General features: G+C 59.5%; 2 protein-coding genes. Both read left to right on the top strand.

The window, feature by feature from the left end:
• The first annotated feature begins 244 nt into the window (after window positions 1–244).
• Window positions 245–1,096, top strand: coding sequence for a sulfotransferase family protein (locus tag AC0QHF_RS11420; RefSeq protein WP_324704335.1), 852 nt, complete (start codon window positions 245–247; stop codon window positions 1,094–1,096).
• A 97-nt stretch (window positions 1,097–1,193) separates the two neighbouring features.
• Window positions 1,194–3,248 (top strand): Ig-like domain-containing protein (locus tag AC0QHF_RS11425; RefSeq protein WP_324704336.1); only part of this gene is annotated, 2,055 nt, incomplete at its 3' end.

A 3,248-nucleotide genomic window follows, 5' to 3' on the forward strand; every position in this document is an offset into this window, starting at 1 on the left:
CACTCAAAGCCCCCAGAATTGGGGGTTTGGGGGCCAGTAACCCACCATTTGCGGTGCGTTACATTTCATTAACGCACTCTTTCCCCCCCCGAGGTGTCGGGTTCAGTTGACTCCTTTTCCATCATGAGTCCACCCCACAACTAAACCTCAGCCGCCCTTCCGCACCCACCGCAAAGGGCGACAATTCATCACGATTATTTGTACATTGAATGGCGCGTCAACTCCCTCGGCGCGATTCCCAGCCATGTCCGACCCCAAATTAGTCTGCGTCACCGGACTGCCCCGTTCCGGCTCAACCCTACTGTGCCAACTGCTCGCCGAACATCCCGACATCGACGTTGACGGCATGAGTTCGCCCCTGTTCGGCGCCCTGCAAACCCTACGCGCCCACCTGAGCGACAGCGACTTCCTCCTCTCCCGACTCGACGGCGACTTCGACCGCACCTACCGCCGCCTCCAGCGCTCCTGCCGCGCCTTTGCCGCGGCGTGGTGGGACGAAACCGAAGCCCCGGTAGTGGTGGACAAGCACCGCGGCTGGCTCAACCAAATCGAGTTAGCCCTGGAACTCGACCCCGAGGCGCGGATGTTGGTGTGCGTGCGGGAGTTGGGGCAAATTTTCGGCTCCATCGAAGCCCAGCATCGGCAAACCCTGTGGCTCGACTTCCCCGACGACCTCGCCAACCTGTCCCCCTACGCCCGGGCCGAAGCCCTGTTCGCCCCCAAAGGCGTCGTGGGCGGGCCCCTGCGGTCGGTGCAAGCCGTGCAAGACCGACCCCCGGAGGAGCAGCAGCGCCTATTTTTCGTCGTCTTCGAGCATTTGACCAGCGAACCGGAGACAGTGATGGCCGACCTGTTCGCCTGGTTGGGCCTCAAACCCCACGACATCGACCCGCAAAACCTGACGGTGCGGCGGCAGGAAGCGGACAGTTACTACCGCTTCAAATACCCCCACTCAACCCACCCAAAGATTCAACCGCCCCGGCGGCGGCAGATTTCCCCGCGCATCGATGCCGAGTTGAAACAGACCCACCCCTGGTTTTACGAACTGTTTTATCCCGGCTTGTTATCCACCGAGGCAGGAGGAACCCAGCCATGAGAAAAGTCTGGGCTCGTCCCCCCACGGATTGAGCCATTTAGCATCTTTCATTTTTCATTTTTCATTTTTCATTTTTCATTTCAACGAGGTTAAAAAAATGGCAATTTTTCGCGTCACACAAACAACCGACAACGGCTTGGGCGATACCATAGGAACTTTGAGCTGGGCGATTTTGCAAGCCAATACTGATGCTGGAGGGGCGGACGATACCATCGTTCTCGAAGAGAATATCACCGTCACCGGAGTGATGAAGCGGCTGATAAATAGCAACATCACTATCACGGGAGACGACCCGGCAACGACGGGGGTGGTAGAAACGGCTACCATTAGCGGGGGCGACAGTTTCCGTCCTTTGTTCGTGAAGTCGGGAACGGTGAATCTTGAGAACTTAACGCTCACCAACGGTAAAGCCCAGGGGGGGAGTAGTTACTTGGGTGGAGGCGGCGCCGGTATGGGCGGCGCCCTGTTTGTTTACTCCGGTACGGTGACAGTTGAGGATGTCACTTTTACCGACAACACCGCCCAGGGGGGCAATGGTGGTGATACCTCTTTATCATTTGGCGGTGGCGGGATGTTCGGCAATGCCGGTGGCTTCGGCGGCGGCGGTCTTTTTGGTGATTCGGTAGACAATAATGGTGGCTACGGCGGCACGGGTGATTATGGTGGTGGCGTCGGTGGCTTCGGCGGCGGCGGCGGTGGCGTCGGTGGCTTCGGCGGCGGTGGCTTCGGCGGCGGCGGCGACTTCGGCGGCGGCGGCGGTGGCGGCGGTGCAGGGATGGGTGGAGCTATTTTCATCCGCAGTGGCTCCCTCAACCTATCCAACACCACTTTTAGCGACAACAGTGCCACGGGCGGAACGGGCGGTAATGACTCCGCTACAGAGGACGACGGTAAAGGCTTCGGTGGCGCCATCTTCGCCATGAAATCCACCACCAACAGTAACGGCAACGACCAGGGGATGCCGGGTTCTCTACCCACCGTCAACGGCAATAATGTCTACGGTTCCGGCAACACCGCCGCCGATGATGAGAATACAAATGACAACAATGACAACAGCTTCGGCACTGACCTAACCTTTCTACCCATACCGGATGTTGACATCTCCACACCCACCGTTCCCGCCGCCACCCTCCTGGCCGGTGCAACCGACCAGACACTCTACCAACTCAACCTCGCCGTCAGCGTTGACACCGCCGAACTCAACGGCATCACCTTCACCCCAGGCGGCACATACACCGCAGCAGACATCGGCGAGTTTGAACTCATCTACTCCACCGATGAAATCCTAGACCCATCTGACACTTCCCTCGGCACTCAAGCTGCCGTTGACTCGGGGAACAGCCTCACCTTCTCCGGACTCACCCGAACCATTGCTAACGGCGCCACCGGCTACCTCTTCCTCACCGCCGACATTGCCACAACAGCCACCGAAGGCCACACCCTCAGCATCGACGCCCCGGCCCTGGCCGACATCAACTTCGCCGCCGCCAACCTCACCGGCACCCCCGAGGCGGGTGGCATCCAAACCCTTGACCGCATCCCCACCATTACCGGCGTCACCCTGCCAACCAACGACACCTACATCATCGGAGAACATCTCGACTTTGAGGTGACATTCAGCGAAGCCGTCACCATCAACCCGGCAACAGGCAGCGTCCTTGTGCCCCTCACCCTGGACAATGGTGGCACTGTCAACGCCACCTTGAACGGCGATGGTTCATCTGCCCTGACTCACACCTTCCGCTATACCGTCGCCGAAGGCAACGAAGACACCGACGGCATCACCCTCGGCAGCGACTTAACCCTGACGGGCGATGCCACCATCCAAGATGCCACCGACAACGATGCCACCCTCACCCTGAACGGTGTGGGCAATACAGCAGATGTGCGGGTAGACGGTATCGCCCCCACGGTGACACTCACCACGGATGCCGAGGAGACAATCAACACGCCCTTCACCGTGACAGCCACCTTCGGCGAAGAAGTCGCCGGGTTCGAGGTATCAGATATCACCGTCGGCAACGGCAGCGCCGACAACCTGCAAACCGCCGACAACATCACCTACACCTTTGATGTCACCCCCGACGCCGACGGGGAAGTAACCGTGGATATTGCAGCCGCCATCGCAGCGGATATCGCCGGAAACGATAAC

This window comes from Lyngbya sp. CCY1209, from assembly GCF_055795065.1.

Coding starts and splice junctions, on each gene's coding strand:
- AC0QHF_RS11420 (WP_324704335.1), top strand. CDS start 245: ATGTCCGACCCCAAATTAGTCTGCGTCACCGGACTGCCCCGTTCCGGC.